The organism is Xanthomonas sp. SHU 166, assembly GCF_000364685.1.
Classification (GTDB): domain Bacteria; phylum Pseudomonadota; class Gammaproteobacteria; order Xanthomonadales; family Xanthomonadaceae; genus Xanthomonas_A; species Xanthomonas_A sontii.
On sequence record NZ_AQOJ01000022.1, the window covers coordinates 1 to 17098 of the forward strand.

The following is a 17098-nucleotide window of genomic DNA, read 5'->3' on the forward strand; positions in this document are numbered from 1 at the left end:
ACTTCAGTCCCGACGCATTGCGCCATCGGCAAGCACCCGCCGCTGCATTTCGTCCAGGTACTCGTCCAGTTCCTGCACCGAGGTGAAGATCTCGTTCAACGGCACCGCCTTGACCACATCGAACACCTTGCGGATCTGCGGTTGCGGGTTCACCACCAGCACCCGGCCGTCGCGCGCGGCCAGCACCTTGCGCGCCTTGAAGATCGAGCGGATGCCGGCGCTGCTGATGTAGTCCAGGTGCGACAGGTCCAGCACCAACGTGGTGATCGGCGTGGCCAGCAGCGGCGCCAGCGCCTCGTCCAGGGCCTGGTAGGTGTGCGTGTCCAGGCGCCCGCTCAGGGTGAGGCGTTGGCGCTTGTCCTGCGCCGGGTCGATCTGCAGGCTCAACGTGGTCATGCGGGCGACTCCTGAAGAGGGGGATCGGCAGGTTGCAGCAACACGATGCGCACCACATTACGGCCGGCGTCGTGGCGGTAGTCCAGGCGATCGGCCAGTTGCTGCACCAGGTGCAGGCCAAGGCCGCCGATCGGGCGTTCGGCGATGTCCGCGTCCAGGTCCGGCACCGGCGCATCGCGCGGGTCGAAGGCCGGGCCGCTGTCGTGGAATTCCAGCACCAGCGCGTCGGGCTGCAGGTGCACGATCACGTCCACCGGCAGCGGGGCGCGGCGCAGGTGGCCGTGCTCCAGCGTGTTGCAGGCCAGTTCCTCGACGATCAGCCGGGTGCGGCTGACCTGTTCGCCACTCACGCCGTGGCGCCGCAGCGCCGCCTCCACGCTGTCGCTCAACTGCGCCAGTGCGTCGATTGCCGGTTCCATCTGCCATCGCAGCATCATCGCGTCGCCTCCCGTGCCGGATCCTGGCGCAGCCGGATCGCCAGGAGCGTAATGTCGTCGGACTGCGGTGCCGGCGCGGTGAACGCCTGCACGTCGGCCAGCACCGCGGCGCACTGCGCCTGGGCATCGGCGCCGGGCTGCAGCGCCGCCAGCAGCCGCGCCTCGCCGTAGGCCTGCTCCTGCGCATCCATCGCCTCGGTGATGCCGTCGGTGTAGCTCAGCAAGGTGGCGCCGGCGGCCAGGCGCCCATGCACCACCGGATAACGCGACTGCGGCTCCAGCCCCAGCGGCGGTCCCGATTCCAGCGGCAGCAGTGCCGCGTGGCCATCGGCGCCGAGCAGCAACGGCGGCTCGTGGCCGGCGCTGGACAGCCAGTAGTCGCCGCTGTGCACGTCGATCAGCCCGCACAGCACGGTGGCGAACATGCACGGCTCGTTGCCTTCCACCAGCCGTTGCGAGGCTGCGATCAGGATCGCGTCCGGGCGCGTGTGCCGGCGCGCGGCGATCTCCAGCACGGTCATCGCCCGCGCCATGAACAGCGCCGCCGGCACGCCCTTGTCGGACACGTCGCCGACCACGAACCACAGCAGCCCCGGCTCGGTCTCGAAGAACTGGTAGAAATCGCCGCCGACCATCTCCGCCGGTTCCAGCAGCGCATAGGTCTCCAGATGCTTGTGGGCGCTGTCGAAGGTGCGCCCGACCGGCAGCATCGCCAACTGGATGTCGCGCGCGATCGACAGTTCGCTCTGCATGCGCTGCCGCGCCTGCGCCAACGTGGCGATCTCGTCCAATTGGCGCTTGATCGAGCCGCGCGCGCTGTCGAAGGCGCGCGCCATCACCCCCACTTCGTCCGCGCGCTCGACGTGGCGCAGCGGATAGTCGAACGCGCCCTGGCTGAAGTGCAGCGCCGAGTCGGTCAGGTCCTCGATCGGCCGCACCAGCCGCACCGTGTAGCGGTGCAGCAGCCACAGCCACAGCGCCAGCGCGGCGGCACCGGCCAGCGCGCCCCACAGCACGATGCGGTCCAGCCCGGCCAGGATGTAGTCCTCCGACACGCTCAGCGCGAAGGTCCAGCCGGTGTCGCCCACCGCCGCGCTCTGGGTGAGGTAGCGGGTGCCGTCCGGCGCGGTGTGCTCGAAGCGCACCGGCCTGTGGGTGTCGGCCGCTTGCGCCAGCGGCGACAGGTCCGGCCGCGCCCGCGCCACGTGTGCCTCCAGGGTGCGGCGGAAGCGCAGCGCCGGGTCCGGATGCAGCACGAACAGCCCGTCCGGCGACAGCAGCATCGGCTGCAGCCCGCTGTTGGCCGGCAGCTCGGCGACGATGGCCTGCAGCCGCTGCAGCGGCACGTCCACGCTCACCATGCCGATCGCCGGCGCCTGCGGCCCGTCGCCGGGCAGGCGCAGCGGCAGGTTGTAGGTGGTCAGGTAGGCGCCGCCGGTGCTGGCATCGCTGTACGGCTCGGACCACCACGGCGCCGGCGTGACCAGGGTGCGCCGGTACCAGGGCATGCTGCGCGCGTCGAAGCCCAGCGCCTCCACCGGTTGTTCCAGCACCCCGGTAGCGGTGCGCCGCAGGTGCCAGGCGAAACCGCGGCCGTCGTCCTTCAGTGCGCCGGGCTCGATCACCAGCAAGGCGCCGGCGATGTCCGGGTCGCCCTGCAGCGTGGCCTGCAGCAGGTTGCGCAGGTTGAACGGCTGCCGGCCCAGCCCGCTCGCGGCGGCGGCCAGGGTGCGCCCGCTCACCTGCACCGAGCCCAGCGTGGCATCCAGGCTGCGCGCGGTCTGCTGGGTCAGCCCGGCCACTTCCTCGCGGGCGTTGCGCACCATCACCTCGCGCGCGCCCACGTAGAACAGCAGGGCCAGGCCCAGCAGCAGCGCCACCTGCAGCAGGCTGCCCCACAGCAGCAGCCGCGTGCGCAGGCTGTGCCGCCAGGCGACCGCGGAGGCGTCCTGCGCTGACGAGGCAAGGGCGATGGCGGCGCTCCTCGGGGGCCTGGAGCCCGATCATAAGCGCAGCCGCGGCCGCCCGGCGCAGCGGCTGCCCGCACTGTCCCGCCGCGTGTCCCGGGCCAATGTGACAGTCCGTTCCATACGCTGGCGTACGAGGTCCTGCGAGGCGGTTGCGCTACACTTGCAGGCTTCGAGAAAACACATGCCATCGCGCGCGTGCGTGCGACCTACGGGAGCGTTATGAACTGGTTGAACGAGGTGCTGCAGAACGATCCGAATCCCACTGAAACCCAGGAGTGGATCGAATCGCTCAAGGCCGTCATCGATGTTGCAGGCCCCGAGCGCGCGCATCAGCTGCTGGAGGACATGGTCGAGCTGACCCGTCGTTCCGGCGCCTACCTGCCGTTCTCGCCGACCACCGAGTACGTCAACACCATCGCCCCCGCCAACGAGGCCAAGAGCCCGGGCGACGCGGCCATCGAGTGGAAGATCCGCTCGATCATCCGCTGGAACGCCATGGCCACCGTGGTCCGCGCCAACCGCAAGCCGGGCGACCTGGGCGGCCACATCGCCTCCTTCGCCTCCAGCGCCACCCTGTACGACGTGGGCTTCAACCACTTCTGGCGCGCGCCCTCGGACAAGCATCCCGGCGACCTGCTGTACATCCAGGGCCACAGCTCCCCCGGCATCTACGCCCGCGCCTTCCTGGAAGGCCGCATCAGCGAAGACCAGCTCAACAACTTCCGCATGGAAGTGGACGGGCAGGGCATCTCCTCCTATCCGCACCCGTGGCTGATGCCGGACTTCTGGCAGACCCCCACCGTGTCGATGGGCCTGGGCCCGCTCAGCGCCATCTACCAGGCGCAGTTCATGAAGTACCTGGAGCACCGCGGCCTGATCGAGAAGTCCGATCGCAAGGTGTGGTGCTTCATCGGCGACGGCGAGAGCGACGAGCCCGAGACCCTGGGCGCCATCGCCCTGGCCGGCCGCGAAGGCCTGGACAACCTCATCTTCGTGGTCAACTGCAACCTGCAGCGCCTGGACGGCCCGGTGCGCGGCAACGGCAAGATCATCCAGGAGCTGGAAGGCGTGTTCCGCGGCGGCGGCTGGAACGTCATCAAGCTGCTGTGGGGCGGCTACTGGGACGCCCTGCTGGCCAAGGACACCAACGGCGTCCTCAAGAAGCTGATGATGGAAACCGTCGACGGCGAGTACCAGAACTGCAAGGCCTTCGGCGGCGCGTACACCCGCGCCAACTTCTTCGGCAAGTACCCAGAGACCGCGGCCATGGTCGCCGGCCTGTCCGACGACGACATCTGGCGCCTGAACCGCGGCGGCCACGATCCGCACAAGGTCTACGCCGCCTACCACCAGGCGGTGAACACCAAGGGCATGCCCACCGTGATCCTGGCCAAGACCGTCAAGGGCTACGGCATGGGCTCGGCCGGTGAGGCGCTGAACCCCACCCACCAGACCAAGAAGCTGGACGACGACGCCGTGCGCGCGTTCCGCGACCGCTTCAACATCCCGCTCAGCGACAAGCAGCTGGCCGACGCCGAGCAGGTGCCGTTCTACCACCCCGGCCCGGACTCGCCGGAAGTGCAGTACCTGCAGGAGCGCCGTGCGTCCCTTGGCGGCTACCTGCCGCAGCGCCGCCGCAAGGCCGACCTGTCCATCCCGGCCCCGGGCCTGGACAAGTTCGAGCGCCTGCTCAAGGACAGCGGCGAGCGCACCTACTCCACCACCATGGCCTTCGTGCAGAGCCTCAACATCGCCCTGCGCGACAAGGAACTGGGCCCGCGCATCGTGCCGATCGTGGCCGACGAAGCGCGCACCTTCGGCATGGAAGGCATGTTCCGGCAGATCGGCATCTACGCCCCGTTCGGCCAGAAGTACAAGCCGGTGGACGCCGACCAGCTGATGTTCTACCGCGAGGACCAGTCCGGCCAGGTGCTGCAGCAGGGCATCAGCGAGCCGGGCGCCATCTCCTCGTGGCTGGCCGCCGGCACCAGCTACTCGGTCAGCAACGTGCCGATGCTGCCGTTCTACATCTACTACTCCATGTTCGGCTTCCAGCGCGTGGGCGACATCGCCTGGCAGGCGGCGGACATGCGCACCCGCGGCTTCCTGCTCGGCGGCACCGCCGGCCGCACCACGCTCAACGGCGAAGGCCTGCAGCACGAAGACGGCTTCAGCCAGGTCATCGCCGGCTCCATCCCCAACGTGCGCAGCTACGACCCCACCTTCGGCTACGAAGTCACCGTGGTCATGCAGTACGGCATCCAGCGGATGATGCAGGAGCAGGTGGACGAGTACTACTACATCACCCTGATGAACGAGAACTACGCCCACCCGGAAATGCCGGCGGGCGCGGAAGACGGCATCATCAAGGGCATGTACCTGCTCAAGGACGCCGGCAAGCCCAAGAAGGGCGAACTGCGCGTGCAGCTGCTGGGCTCGGGCACCATCCTGCGCGAAGCCATCGCCGCCGCCGAGCTGCTGGACAAGGACTTCGGCGTCACCGCCGACATCTGGTCCTGCCCCAGCTTCAACGAACTGCGCCGCGACGGTTTCGACGCCGAGCGCTGGAACCGCCTGCACCCGGAAGGCGAACAGCGCAAGCCGTTCGTCACCCAGCTGCTGGAAGGCCGCCAGGGCCCGGCCATCGCCGCCACCGACTACGTGCGCGCCTTCGCCGACCAGATCCGCGCCTTCGTGCCGATGCACTACACCGTGCTGGGCACCGACGGCTTCGGCCGTTCGGATACGCGTGCCAACCTGCGCCGGTTCTTCGAGGTCGATCGGTACTACATCGCGCATGCCGCCATTGCGGCGTTGGCGAAGGAGGGGAAGATGACCGGCAAGGATGTGGCCCGAGCGATCAAGCAGTACAAGATTGATCCGGAGAAGGCTAATCCGGTTGGGGTTTGAGATTCTCGCATCTGCTCAAGAATGGGCGGCCTTTGGGTCGCCTTTTTCTTTTTAACTGATACGTGGCAGGTCAAAATTTTACCCCCGCTCACGCAGGTTTGAAGGAGAAATCCATGCTTCACAATCTATCAGTTTCAGGGTTTAGATCGCTAAGAGACTTTGATCTAGATATAAAGCCGGGCCTAAATGTACTTGTTGGCCCGAATGGGGCGGGGAAAACAAATATAATATTGTTTTTTGAGTTTTTAAGGGCTGCTTCATCAGAAACCGTGGGGGACGCGGTGGCGCGGGTAGGTGGGGTGGCGCAGGTATTTACAAAGATAGGAAACCTTGAATTTGAAAGTTCCTTGTCCGCAAGATTGCAAGGTTCTATCAAGGTGGATTCAGTTACTTACAATTATTTTTATAGCTTTAGAATTTGCTTCGATGCGAATAATCAGAATGTCTATTTTGCAAATCAGAATTTGCAGATAACTCGCTTTGATAGAGTGCGCGAGCACAATTATATTAGCGTTAAATATTCCGGTGACGCCTTGCATGTAGATGCATCGAAAAAAATAGAGAGTTTTAGGTGGTTAAGTCAAGAGTCGAAGTCGTTGCAAATTTCTGGATTCTTCAAAGATCATATGCTGGCATATTTTATGCGCCATTCTGATCAGGTTGTCTCCGAGGTTGCTAAAGATTTTGCGGGGCGCTTTGTTCTTAATGTTGTTCCTAGTAACGTTAAAAAGCATGAGGATAGTAGCCGGCGTCCTGGAATTGGAACGGATGGTTCGGGATTGGCGGCAACTCTTTACGCAATCCAGCGTGGTAAGAGTTTCTATGATGAGAGGTATTATTATACTGGCGGGGAAGTTGAGCCCATTCTTCCTAAATGGAAATCCGTACTCGGCTTGATAAGAATTGCGGTTCCATCAATATCTTCGGTTGAGGTCGTTAATGACCCATTTGAAAATACTTTAAGGTGCAAATTTAGAATAGGCGAGGGCGAAGGAGCATCTGTTCAGCCATTGTCTGCGCTCTCTGATGGCACTGTGAAGTGGATATCACTTGTTCTCCGGCTTGTCACTTCTAATGCTGCGCTACTTTTAGAGGAGCCTGAAAACTATCTTCATCCACTAATGCAAAGAGAGATAGTTAGGCTTCTGAGGGATTCTGTGTCTGATGGCGGTTTCGTAATAGTTTCTACTCATAGCGAAACGTTGATAAACTCGCTTGATGTTGAGGAAATGATCGTGGTTAATTATACCAAGGAGGGGACAAAAGCTTTCAGGGTTTCAAATGTGGATGACCTTAAGGCTGAGGTGAATAATACTGGATTTGGCCTAGGTTATTATTATTTGGCTAATGCATTGGAGATATGAATGCGGCCTGCATATTTGGTTGATGGAATAACTGAGCAGAGGTTCGTTCAGGCGATTTGTCAGGGTAGTCCTGTTCGACTTACTAACCTAAATGGAAATAGCGTTAGTGCTGAAGCCATCGCAAAGCGTATTGCGTCGATCGTCAGACTTTGGAAAGGGCGCCACTATCCGATCATTGTTGTGGTAGATCTGGAAAAAAGGAGTTTGTCGGCAGACGAATTTGCGCGGCAAGTGGAAGAGTCCGTTAAGGCTCAAGGGATTGAAGATCTACTCATTGTGGGCGCTGTCGATAGAATGATCGAAAACTGGATGATTTGTGATGAGGCAGTTTGGGGCGAAGGTCAGCTTCGTGAATTGACAGATGGATTTTCTGGCGCCACTGAGCTCAAAAGAATGATGCCAACTTATGATAAGGCTGCAGATGGTCCTACGCTATTGATTGAATCTCGCGCTAGTGAAATTGCAAAGCGAAGTAAATCATTCAAGGTATTTTGCGAGAAGTTGCAAGGCTTGAAGTGTAACTGGCTTAATCGATAACGGGGTCAGGTTGACTTGTTCGTTGATCGTGGCGGGTTTGCATGGCCGATGGGCCGGCCTGACGCCCGCGAAGCGGCGGGTCTTGGCCTCCCATATTGCGAAACGCATCGTGACCGAGGGCCGCGTGTTGCTGGAGGTGAATGCGGATGTCGGCGCAAGCAGTTCGTCGCTTAGGACTTCATCAAGCAACGTGCGATAAGCGCTGGATCGCTCGGCTGCGTCATTCCCCAGAGCGAGCCAGGAAGGATGGGGCGTTAGTGCAGAGTGTTCCCGCTGACCGAGACTGGCTGAGCACTTGACCAGCGATACGCAGTCGGATCGTCGATGAGGCGAGCGCGTACCGGGTTGAGTTCAATGTAGCGGTAGCAGCGCAATACATAGTCGGGACCGCCCACAAGGCATGACTTGTAGTGTCTTTCCCAGAGTGTGCCGCTACGGCCGTGACGACCATTGAAGATGGCCACATAGTGATAACGACCGAGTCTCTGCATTAGCTGTCCTATCTTCCTAGTCTCCGGCGGTTTGACAAGCAGGTGCACGTCGTTGTCCATCAAGACCGTATGCATGTAGTTGGCAGCCGGTGGCATCCAGGGCATCACGCAAGAGGTGCAGATGGCGCATGCTATCGCCGTCATCCAGAAAACATGGAAGGCGGTTATTGCCGCTCTGTTCGATGTGCGGTGTTATGCCAGGAAGATCAAGGCGAGGAAGGCGAGCCATATCGGCGAGCATGGCCACCGATCGCTATCACTGACATCGAGCAGGCTCCGTAAAATTGTCAGGCATCCCCGTGTCGGCGTGTAGGAAGCGAACCTGCCAGATTCTTGGTCGCGTTGAAATCGATCGTAGCCGTGGTTTGCAGCGTCGCAGAGGTTTGGTGGGTTTTGACGCAATCAAGAGTGTGGCAAAAATTGATAGTCGTCTTGCGTAGTGTGTGGGCAAAAACCAGTAATAAGGTCTGTGGCTATTACAGGCTTTTGATCTAATCCATCTATAGCCTTCAGAGAGTGTCTCTCTATAGCTCTGTAGGAGTTGCCTATTTTTTTCGTCAGGCTGCGGGCTGAACCTTTCGGATGGTTGAAAGGGTGCGAGCTCTTTCTAATGATTCAAGGTGTCGCTTTGCGGCCTCAGGCCGGTAGTTTCCGGTCAGTTTTCCGAGTCGGGGTGAAACATGTACGATCTGAAAGCTGCCCCCGCCCACCCATGACGTGGCCTCCGTGACTCCCCCTGGCTCAGTTCCATCAACTACTCGCTGCATTCTTGGCTCTATGAATTCAAGCGCTGTCTGAGCATTGCGCTCAGCAATAATCCAGCGGCGACGCATCTTGTGTGCTACTGCCGCAGTTGTTCCGCTTCCTCCGAAAATGTCGACTACAAGTTCGCCTGGATTTGTCGCAATATGGATGATTCGCTCAAGAAGAGACTCAGGTTTAGGTGTGTCGAACACCTCGCTGTCCGGAAACATCGTCATGAGATGCCGCTTCGCCTCATCATTTGTCCCCGTGTCTGTCGCACCCCATACCGTGAATGGCACAAGCCCTCTAAGCTGATGCGCAAAAAGTTTCAGCCTAGGTGAGCCTTCGCCACCTTTGGGAAACCAGATCCGATCATCAGCAAGTAAGTCGAGATAAGTCTGTTCGGTTGCGTACCAAGAACGACCTCGGGGGGGCTGGAGCACCTGTCCGGTGGGTGTCACGATGTCGTACTGTTGAGCTTTGCGATAGCCTGGTGCCGTGAACGGAGCGTCGGCCCAGGGGCCTCGCGGATCATCATCGCGATTCCGCAAATGAGCGTCTTCTTTGACCAGAAGATTACGCGATGCTTTCCACTTCTTGGGGCCACTCGGTGCGTAAACCAAGATTGTGTCATGGTTTGATGAAAAGGCCGCGCGCGAGTCCCGGGTAGTTTTCTTCTGCCAGATGACTGAAGCAACGAAAGCGGACTCACCGAAGACCTCATCCATGACGGCTCTGGCCCGATGCACTTCGGCATCGTCAAGATGTACCCATACGCTTGCATCCGTTGAAAGGAGCGGGCGTAGTGCAGCGAGGCGGTCCCTAAACATGCTAAGCCACATCGGTCGCTGCATGGTGTCGTTGTACTGACGGAAATTCACCTGTGTGTTGAATGGTGGGTCAATGTAGACGAGTCGAATTCCGGCATTCAACACCGTCGTCTGGGTCGCCAGAGCCTCCATCACGTCCAGTCCGTCGCCTATAGCGAGCACATTCGACTGGGTGTTCAGCGGGCTCGCTGTCAACTTCTCAAGTCTAACTGGCTTGAGTCGTTCAGCGTCAGCTAGCTGAACCCACTCGTAGCCGGCCTCACCCGACGCACGAAGCGGGAGCTCCTTGTTCGGCCATACGAGTTGCACGTCAGACATATGAACCTCGCGTGGGAGAGGGGGGCAGTGTAAGAGCTTCAGATCTCATATCATGCAACATTGAGCAGAAGTAGAAGAGTACGGAAATTATGACATTGGTTGCCCTGAGCGTGCCTCTTGACACTCAGCATGGGACGGTCAATTCGGCGCCGATCAAGCCGTTCATAAGGTGGGCTGGAGGCAAGTCGCGACTGCTGCCGCGGATTCTCCCGTATGTGCCCACTAACATCGAGAACTACTATGAGCCGTTCCTAGGTGGTGGTGCGGTGTTTCTCGCTTGCGCTTCGCGAGTATCGGGCCGATCACACTTGGCGGATCTTAACGAACACCTCATCGCGGCCTGGCTGGCTATGAGGGACTACCAGTTGGAGCTTCGGCCACTTCTCGATTGGTACCTGGCAAATGATTCGAAGGAGTTCTACTACGAGGTCCGCGCAACCACCCCGGTTGGTCTAGTCGAGAGGGCAGCGCGTTTTCTGTATCTCAATGGGGTCTCATGGAATCATCTTTGGAGAGAAAATTCTCGTACTGGTGCTATGAACGTCCCGTGGGGTGATCGGCGATTTAAGGATATTGATAATGCCGCAATGAAAGCTATCGGGAATGTCCTGGCTAGAGCGGATATTGTCGTCTCCGATTTTCGTGGAGTGCTTGATAGAGCAAGGCGTGGAGACTTTGTCTACCTAGATCCGCCCTATCTTCCTATATACACTCAGCCTGGTGTAGAGAAAGAGCCGACTGCTAAATTTAATAAGTACACTGCAAAGCCGTTTGAGATGAAAGATCTCATTGATTTAGCTGATATCTGCGCTGATCTCTCAAGGCGCGGCGTAAGGTGGGTCATGTCTAATCGCGACGCCGAGCATGTTCGTGACCTCTTTCCAGAGGCCGAGATATTGCGATTCACAACCCATCGGTCGCTAGCTGCACAGAGTCGGCGGGAAGTCGAGGCGCATCAGTCGCCTGAAGCCATTATAATTGGGAGGATTTAAATGGCATTGAAACCTGTCGAGTGGGTGTTGGTTGTATATTACGGCCCTGCGGCACATCAAGCCACCTATGGTCGACAGGTGCGGGAAGGCGGTTACACAAAGGACTATATTCAGCTCTCTCGTAAGCCGGAATTCTTGGAGGCAATGGCTGCCATCTTTTCGGTTTCGAATGGTGGGGAGGGCTCGATTCCACTGACTTACCAATGGCCTGCCGGAGCAGCCCCGGGCTCGTTTGTATTTAGATCCGCAGATCGGCCACACCTTAAGTGGGAAACGAATCTAGGTGCGCCGCAGGTATGGAAGATGGCCCTCGCTCCTAGCGACTTTACGCCGGAGACAATTCCTGGGGACCCCTCTTATCAAGATTTTGCTGCTGCTGAGAATGAGTTCTCACTAATCAGTAGTCGTGGTGCAGGTCAGCCATATCTGATGGCAATTAAGCTCGTAGGTGAGGCGAGAACTTTGCATTTAAGAGTTTATCTGAAGGAGCCGAGCAGCAATTTCGCTTGGGGTGACATAGGTTTGACCCCCCAGAAAATTCAGTTGCTTGCTGCGAAGACGTCACAAAGATCTGCTCTTGCTTGGTCTCTCTTTGAGAGCGGTGGCGCGGTAGCTGATGCAAAAGTAGAGAAAGCGCTTGCAGAATTGAAGAATTCTGAAGATCTGGCATTAGTGATTGACTCCTTCGATGCGGAAACCAGGCGTGCTGTTGCTAATTATATTCGCAGGCCTGGCTATGGTCTGTTCTTTGATCCTGAATTAAATCATGACGCATGGCTCCAGTTGGAGCCAAATTTTGATCGGCTAGCGAAATCGATTAATGATGTTCTTGCGGCATTAGATAATAAGCTCGCTGTGGGCTCGCCGGGAGATGCGGAAGCTGAGATGCTGGAAGTTGATCCTGATGAGGTCGAACTGTTTCGCTTAAAAATTCTAGAAGATAATTATCATGTTGCTGATTCTATCGCAACTTTAAAGACTAGAGGTAGTGCGCAAAAAGCATTCTCTGAGGCTGTTAAGGCTAACTACGGATATAGGTGCGCTATCACAGGTGTGAAAACTAGGGATTTTCTCGTGGCGTCGCATGTCGTGCCATGGAGCAAAGATCAAAGCATTCGGCTTGATCCATCAAATGGGATCTGTCTCTCTATACTTGTAGATCGAGCATTCGAGAAAGGATATTTGTGGATCGAAAATGATTTAACTGTTCGCTTTAATAAAGAGAAAGTTGGTGAGGACCGTGCGCTCGGTGCGATGCTTGAACAGTATGACGGGCGAAAGTTGAGCTCCCCATCGCGATGCTCTCCGAGGCCTGAATATCTTCAGCGCCGCCGTGAATTGGTTGATATTGTTAGTCAGTAGCGCGGTGGGCTGAATTATTCGGTGATTCTGATGCGTCTGCATTGTAGGTGGGCGCAAGTAGCCAGCGAAGCGCTGGAACTTCGAAACAGGGGCGGAGTGCACCTTTTAGCTGGCCTTCTTAACAGCTCAGTCAATTGCGTATCGGAGAGCACTGTGCTCAGCCTCGAAAATCCCCGCTGGTCCGAGCTGCAGCACGCATATGGCTCAGCCGGCGACATCCCCGCGTTGTTGGGGCAGCTACAGAAGCTCCCCTCATCCGAGGATGGATCAGAGCCATGGTTCACCTTGTGGAGCGCACTTGCGCATCAGGGCGACGTCTATTCAGCTTCCTTCGCGGCCGTGCCGCATGTCGTCGATGCGTTGGCACGCGCACCCGACAAGGCGGATCACGGCTACTTCCAATTCCCTGCCTGGGTCGAGATCTGCCGTGCAAAGAGCCAGACCGAGATCCCCGAGGATCTTCGGGCCGCCTACGTGCACTCCCTTGCTCAACTTCCCTCCCTAGTCGCGGCTGCGTCCTCTCGCGCCTGGGACCAGGAGTTTCTTGCCTGCGCTCTGGCCGCCGTCGCCGCGGCGAAGGGGCAGCACGCGGTCGCGGAGGCCGTCCTTGAGCTCACGCCCGACGTTGCCGAGGAGTTCATGGAGTGGTTCTTTACGCGGTGACGCGTGCTCAACCACTTGCGGCAGTGTCTTGCCGGTTCGCTTCACCAAGCAGTTGCTCGTATGTCTGCACGCGAACGCGCAATCGGATCAGATGCCAGGAAAGTGCGTAAGCGAACAGCAGCAGGAAAGCGAGCACGCTCTGCATGATCGTGATCTTGCTCAGGACGCTCCAGTCACCCCAATGCCAGTCCTTGAACTGCAGATAGAGGGCGAGCAGCACCGGCATGATCCCGAGCTTCTCCATTCCTCCGGTGAACAAGCCCAGGCGCTCATGCATGTTCGTCCGGCGGTCACGCATGAAGGTCTCGCGTTGACGGCGCTGCTCAAGCGGAAACGCGCGTAGTGCCGTGACGATGTCTTGGTACTGGGAAAACTCCTGCTCCATCTGTTCCGCATGTGTGGCGTAGGGTTGTCTAAAGCCCGGTAGCTCTCGTTTGATCTGCAAAATCGCGGCGACTGCAAAGCCAATGAGCTCGATGGTGACTCCCACTGCCGCACAGACGAATCCGGCCTTGCCATCCAGCACAGTGCCGAACAACATGCCAAACCCCGCGCCCAACAAGCCAACAATGAAACTCCACCGCTCTAATCGGCCAGCGCGGTTCTGCTCGGTCACTTGCGAGTAGTGGCTCATCACCGCGGCGAGCCAAGGAAAGCTGAGCGTGTTGGCTGCCGCCCCTTCTTCGGAATGTTTGGCAGGCGCTGCGTGCACTTCTTCCATTACGTTCGCCATGTCTCTACCTTCGAGCGTCCAGCTGAGGCTGTCTGCAGCAAGTATTCCGCAGCCACTGGCATCGCGCCAGAGCAATCCGATTGCCCAATGCATGGTCTACAAATCGCTATTGACACGCCATGGCGTGCAGTAGCAATCTCCAATTCAAGGAGCGTCGAAACTCCCCTAACAGCGGTACCCACCTCCGACAAACCGGTGGGTTTTTTGTGCCCGAAGCTCGGGCGCAAGCCGACGCGATGCCTGCGTCGGGAGGGCGGCTAATACAACACCCTTCGGGGAAATACGCCCGCCGTCTGTTAGCGGTTTCGAACCTCCCGACTTCCCGTCCGCCACGCATGGCGGGAGGACCCCTTCATGGAACGAGGAGGCAACGATGGCGCACGACGGTTTGGACGACGACGACATGCCCGGCTATTTCCTGCCGGAGGACAGCCAATTCCGCCTGGCGAAGCTGCGCGACCACGTGCGCTTCCTGGTCCGGCTGGCACAGCCACGCACACAGGCCGAGGAGCGCGCCGCCGAACCCAAGGTGCGCATGGGCGAACTGGCGCTTTGTCTGGAGCTGTTGGCCGAGCAAGTGGACCTTGTGCTGGAGGTGCTGTCCTATCCCGCCCAGCGGACCGACACGACGCGCGGCGCCTGGTCCGATGCTGCTATCCAGGCAGCAACGGATGCCGGCAGCGGCACGTTCCGCGTGACGCAACAGCAGATCGACAGGCTCACTCAGCTGGCTGACACCGTCTCGGCCAATGCCCGAATAGTGGCGGCCGGCGATGCGGCCGAGCGTGCCGGCCAGACGCTGCCGGAAGTGGGCATCACGATCTGCGCCGCAGCGAACGACGTGCGTGAACTGCTGCTGCAGATCGCACAACAGCCGCTGCGCGAACCGGCGTCCAACCGCGTACGAGAAGAGCGGGCTGTCTATGCGCTGGACTCTGAGGCGCCGCCTGGAGAAAGCGGGTGGCTGCATTGATCCTAGCTCGGTTGAGGCAAGAACATTCAGCAAATTAAGGCGCTTGGTGACCTGTGGAACGTCCCGGGCCTAGTTGCTATCTTCCGCACATACGAGCCGCAACCCACGTCCAAGGAGTGACCGATGGCTGAGCAAGAGCGATCAAGCCCGCGTTTTCCGGTGGCCGCGCTAGTGATGGTGATGGCGTTGATCACCTCATGTGCTACAGCCGCTTCCGCGAGCAAATCTCCGTCGTTCTCCGGGGAGTGGGCGTATGCCAAGAAATGCGACTTGGGCCACTATCTGAGTCTGCATCTGCAGCAACATGGCGATCGCGTGACGGGAGATTGGAGCGAGGGGACCAACGTTCGCGGCAATGATGGGCAGTTGCAGGGAGAGGTGCGTGGAGACACGTTGTATGTCCGCTACTGCAGCGACGACGGAGGAAAGAGCTACTCCGCTTGCCCGGCGTTCTCCGAGCGAAAGGATCAGTTCAAGCTGGAAAATGGACAACTCATTCGATATGAGAAGTATGGTTCCAGCTATCGTCGCACTGTCGCGCTTTATCCGGATGTCGCAGGTAAAGACGTGCCTTATGACAAGGATTGTTCGGATCCGGAGGACGCACAATGAGTACGCTCACAGACAAGGAGCTGCGTGCAACCCTGTACTTCGCTGTGGGTGTCACCTCCGAGAGTCGATACGATGCATATCGACTGGTTGTTGCAGGCGACAAGGCCTCAACGCCCACGCTCGAACCAGCGGACAGCAGTGGCTACTCGATCGGTACCATCCAGACGGACCTGGGGCAGCACTACCAGCCCAATGATCCTAATGGCGAGAACGTTCCGAGGGACTTGATCAATGCATACCAGGGCTGGGCGAGGGCGCATCAGCCGCAGTCGGTGTTGACCGACGATCAGGCGGCAAGAGCGATCGCGGATCTTGGCCGTGATGGAGATGCGATCAGAAACGACCACGGACGCCCGCTGGATGCGGATGTCAAATCGCGGTTGGATACGTTCTTGGCCTCGGATGCCGGTATCACGTGGGTGCACGACCGCGATGTCGCTCAGATCGACAAATTGATGGATCGTGCCATCGCGCCGCTGCAGCGAAGCAACCTGTATCAGAACGCGTCACTCGACGACCAAGTGAAACTGGCGGCCATGGTTGGCAAGGCATACAACCAAAACGAAGTACGTGCCGCAACAATGATTCGTAAGCTTGAGGGGAACCAGTATGACTCTGTGGCAGATGTCAGTGCTGCCATTGACGGTTTTCTCCCCAAGCGCTCAGGTCAGAAAGACTATTTTGAGCTGGGCCGTGACGATGCCTTGAGGGGTGCGGCGGTCGTCAACTTGCTGCGCAACGCGAATCGAGAAAGCCCTCTCTCGACTGCGTGGGCAAGTGTCCTGGCGGATCCACTCGTCAATCCAACCGCCCTCAATGCAGATAGGGCGCATCAGAACTTGCCGCACGAGTACCCCGTCATCAAGAGCTTGTTCATCCATGACGATCGCGCAGGGCAGTTCATCGGTGCCTTGGATAGAGGCGGGGCGCATCAGTACGGCCCCACGGACCGCGCGCATCCAGAGCGCTTCAATGGGCCAGGCTTCTATGCCGCGGGCAATGATCTGGTCAATTGGAACAAGCATGGGCAGGGCCATGCGTTCTTGAACGGTGAGTGGAGTTCTGTCGCGCGCGAGAATCTGACGCGCGCCCGAAACCACGATGGCACCACCGATCTCAACCTGCAGCAGGGAGGCCAGACGCAACGGCTGCTGCATGTGGACCCTCATGCACCCGAACTCCGGCCTGCTCCGCAGCAACACGGTGGCCGAACTGGCCCCGACAATCCTGCGCACCCTGATCACGCAATGCTCCTGCAAATCAGAGAAGGAGTGCAGCGGCTCGGGAGCCAGGCTGGCGTGCCATTCGATGAGAACAGTGAGCGTGTGTGCAGGAGCCTTCTCGCTGCATGCAAGGACAACGGAGACCAGTACCCAACTGCTTCCAGCGCATCGCTCTCCAGCAATGCATTGACAAGAGTGGATCATGTTGTCGCCGGGCCTGAACGCCTTATCGCTGTTCAAGGAGAATTGAACGATCCTGCGCACCTGCGCGCGCATGTGCCAGTGCAGCAGGCGATGCAGACTCCGGTCGAGCAGTCAGATGCCAAGCTGATGGCGGCGAACCAGGTCATTGCTCAGGAGCAAGCGATGACACAGCAGCGCGAGGTGTCTAGAAGCCAGGGGCAGTCACTGGGGTGATCCTTCTAGGGGTACCCCGCATCCGTCGCTGTCGATGGCGACGGATGCGGGGTTACCTCCTTACGCCAATCCTTTTGAAGCCTAGCGCTTCATTGCGCCTTTGCGGCACAAGCCGATGTTGGTTCT

At 59.2% G+C, this 17098-nt stretch carries 15 protein-coding genes; 9 read left to right on the forward strand and 6 right to left on the reverse strand.

The window, feature by feature from the left end; genetic code table 11:
- Nucleotides 1–3 precede the first annotated feature (3 nt).
- From D180_RS01215 to D180_RS01225, 3 genes are read right to left on the reverse strand one after another with little or no spacing between them, the layout of a single operon-like run.
- Entirely contained in the window at nt 4–396 is a 393-nt protein-coding gene (locus D180_RS01215; protein ID WP_017910037.1) for an STAS domain-containing protein, read from the reverse strand.
- On the reverse strand, nt 393–833 hold the full coding sequence (locus tag D180_RS01220; protein ID WP_017911337.1) for an ATP-binding protein: 441 nt from the start codon (nt 831–833) through the stop codon (nt 393–395). The genes D180_RS01215 and D180_RS01220 overlap by 4 nt, the downstream gene beginning before the upstream one ends.
- Nucleotides 830–2806 carry a SpoIIE family protein phosphatase gene (locus D180_RS01225; RefSeq protein ID WP_198526491.1) on the reverse strand — a complete coding sequence of 659 codons (1977 nt, stop codon included), beginning with the start codon at nt 2804–2806 and terminating at the stop codon, nt 830–832. The genes D180_RS01220 and D180_RS01225 overlap by 4 nt, the downstream gene beginning before the upstream one ends.
- Before the next feature lie 216 nt (nt 2807–3022).
- Between D180_RS01225 and aceE the strand changes: the two genes are divergently transcribed.
- The 3 genes from aceE to D180_RS23685 all read left to right on the forward strand — a co-directional run bounded on the left by aceE (nt 3023) and on the right by D180_RS23685 (nt 7614).
- Entirely contained in the window at nt 3023–5713 is a 2691-nt protein-coding gene (gene aceE / locus D180_RS01230; protein WP_017911339.1) for a pyruvate dehydrogenase (acetyl-transferring), homodimeric type, read from the forward strand.
- 113 nt (nt 5714–5826) lie between these two features.
- Nucleotides 5827–7077 carry an AAA family ATPase gene (locus D180_RS22640; RefSeq protein WP_157835396.1) on the forward strand — a complete coding sequence of 417 codons (1251 nt, stop codon included), beginning with the start codon at nt 5827–5829 and terminating at the stop codon, nt 7075–7077.
- Entirely contained in the window at nt 7078–7614 is a 537-nt protein-coding gene (locus D180_RS23685) for a DUF4276 family protein (protein WP_157835397.1), read from the forward strand.
- Between the two features lie 254 nt (nt 7615–7868).
- On the opposite strand, the gene D180_RS24335 is transcribed toward D180_RS23685, so the two are convergent.
- Nucleotides 7869–8249 carry a transposase gene (locus D180_RS24335; protein ID WP_343122577.1) on the reverse strand — a complete coding sequence of 127 codons (381 nt, stop codon included), beginning with the start codon at nt 8247–8249 and terminating at the stop codon, nt 7869–7871.
- A 413-nt stretch (nt 8250–8662) separates the two neighbouring features.
- Nucleotides 8663–9997: a site-specific DNA-methyltransferase gene (locus D180_RS01235; RefSeq protein ID WP_043090268.1), complete on the reverse strand. Its 1335-nt coding sequence runs from the start codon at nt 9995–9997 to the stop codon at nt 8663–8665.
- 89 nt (nt 9998–10086) lie between these two features.
- Between D180_RS01235 and D180_RS22465 the strand changes: the two genes are divergently transcribed.
- The 3 genes from D180_RS22465 to D180_RS01245 all read left to right on the forward strand — a co-directional run bounded on the left by D180_RS22465 (nt 10087) and on the right by D180_RS01245 (nt 13014).
- Nucleotides 10087–10989 (forward strand): DNA adenine methylase, encoded by a 903-nt coding sequence (locus D180_RS22465; protein WP_051064755.1) that lies wholly within the window; start codon nt 10087–10089, stop codon nt 10987–10989.
- Complete coding sequence (locus D180_RS01240; RefSeq protein ID WP_043090270.1) at nt 10990–12351, forward strand: HNH endonuclease signature motif containing protein; 1362 nt, start codon at nt 10990–10992, stop codon at nt 12349–12351. It begins immediately after the preceding gene.
- 153 nt (nt 12352–12504) lie between these two features.
- Entirely contained in the window at nt 12505–13014 is a 510-nt protein-coding gene (locus tag D180_RS01245; RefSeq protein ID WP_017911340.1) for a hypothetical protein, read from the forward strand.
- Nucleotides 13015–13021: 7 nt separating this feature from the next.
- Here the strand turns inward: D180_RS01245 and D180_RS01250 are convergent, their stop codons facing one another.
- A complete protein-coding gene (locus D180_RS01250) occupies nt 13022–13840 on the reverse strand; it encodes a hypothetical protein (protein WP_232760244.1) in 819 nt (272 codons plus the stop codon).
- A 280-nt stretch (nt 13841–14120) separates the two neighbouring features.
- Here D180_RS01250 and D180_RS01255 point away from each other — a divergent pair, with 280 nt between their 5' ends.
- The 3 genes from D180_RS01255 to D180_RS22655 all read left to right on the forward strand — a co-directional run bounded on the left by D180_RS01255 (nt 14121) and on the right by D180_RS22655 (nt 16972).
- Entirely contained in the window at nt 14121–14720 is a 600-nt protein-coding gene (locus tag D180_RS01255; RefSeq protein WP_017911342.1) for a hypothetical protein, read from the forward strand.
- 123 nt (nt 14721–14843) lie between these two features.
- On the forward strand, nt 14844–15332 hold the full coding sequence (locus D180_RS22650; RefSeq protein ID WP_232760248.1) for a hypothetical protein: 489 nt from the start codon (nt 14844–14846) through the stop codon (nt 15330–15332).
- Entirely contained in the window at nt 15329–16972 is a 1644-nt protein-coding gene (locus D180_RS22655; RefSeq protein ID WP_081616358.1) for an XVIPCD domain-containing protein, read from the forward strand. Before D180_RS22650 ends, D180_RS22655 begins: the two co-directional genes overlap by 4 nt.
- The last annotated feature ends 126 nt before the right edge of the window (nt 16973–17098 follow it).